This window comes from Corynebacterium sp. KPL3927, assembly GCF_040225835.1.
Classification (GTDB): Bacteria; Actinomycetota; Actinomycetes; order Mycobacteriales; family Mycobacteriaceae; genus Corynebacterium.
This window is the reverse complement of record NZ_JBEHGD010000049.1, coordinates 1-1217: the sequence shown is the minus strand read 5'-3', so window position 1 is coordinate 1217 and position 1217 is coordinate 1. Positions and strand designations below refer to the sequence as shown.

1 protein-coding gene is annotated in these 1217 nt (G+C 48.0%); it reads left to right on the top strand.

All coding sequences use genetic code 11. The annotated features are described in order from the left end of the window. Nucleotides 1-254, top strand: a 254-nt coding sequence (locus ABRP86_RS11490) for a hypothetical protein (protein WP_349864464.1), incomplete at its 5' end; no start/stop codon positions are given. Nucleotides 255-1217: the final 963 nt, after the last annotated feature.

Genomic DNA, 1217 nt, shown 5'->3' with positions numbered 1-1217 from the left:
CATGGCTGGACATGGTGGTAGATTACCTTTCTTCCCAGCTCGACTGGGCTGGATATCAGGTGTCCACCACATGGGGGTCAGGTCCGTTCGACCTCAAAATTATCCGGAAGATAAAAGACTTCCCCATATTTTTCATAGTCTCTTACCCTGATACCAGCTTCAGTTTGTTTCTTTCTCAACGGCTGGGACATCCCCTACTCCTCACAGAAAACCAGATCCTGAAAGCGTCCGGAAAATTGCGTATTTTTGGATAGCGCTCTTACTATAGCACTGAATTGAGTGACTTATGCCACCAAAAGTGTCCACAGGCTGGATGCCACTACTATCACCACATGCTGCGATTACCTCGTTTAGTGGACACCCAATTTTCACGAAACTTTTGTTGGTAGGTGAGGATGTCCATTGTGAGTAAACAGTGTCAGAAACCTCAACCAGAATACGAGTATTGGTCTAGGAGGATGGTGCGAGATCCTCTACCATGGTGCCGAGTTACTTGGCATTGCCAGATACTTTTGACTTTGACAGATTGTTGATGCCCAAGGTAGCAACGGGATTTTTCCTGCGCCTAGCAGAAAAGCTTTTGAGGTAGCACGTTTCAATTGTCGTAGTAACGGGCTCACAAGGTTCTACTGTGTGGCCCTAAAACCACCCAGGAAAGAATGGGCCACTACTCAACTTAGGGACAACAGTATCGACGCCATGTCCCGGATAGTAACGGGAGCCGTTGCGCTTATTAGTGTGCTGGGATGACACGGTGACAGAGTCCGCGCAGCAGATTGCATTTGCTTGGTTGGAAAAATTTGGTCAACGAAATCTTTTAACATCTGCCGCATCAAATCAGGCGAGGGCTTTTCAAGATAGGCCGTCGGCTCAATGCGATTAGAATCGGCGGCCTTTGCGAGGTACTTCCTTACAGGGGAAGGGCAAGAGTTGATTCGAAAAAACACCCTCGAAAGTTGTATTCATACAAACCGATATAGCCCCTGCTGCGGGCTATAGCTACGCCACACTTACGGTCCCAAGGCGTTGGATTGGGGTACTTCCCTTTTGATTTTATGCGTAGCCCTAGCAACTTTCGTCTCTCCCCGGGCACTTTCGGCCGCTATTGGTGTCATTTAATATAGCCTTGTCCTCCTAATTGAGAGTGTCTAATGGTTTGTGTGTGGGAACCTAACCCGCATAAGGAGATGAACCAGAATGACTACTATGGCGAGACG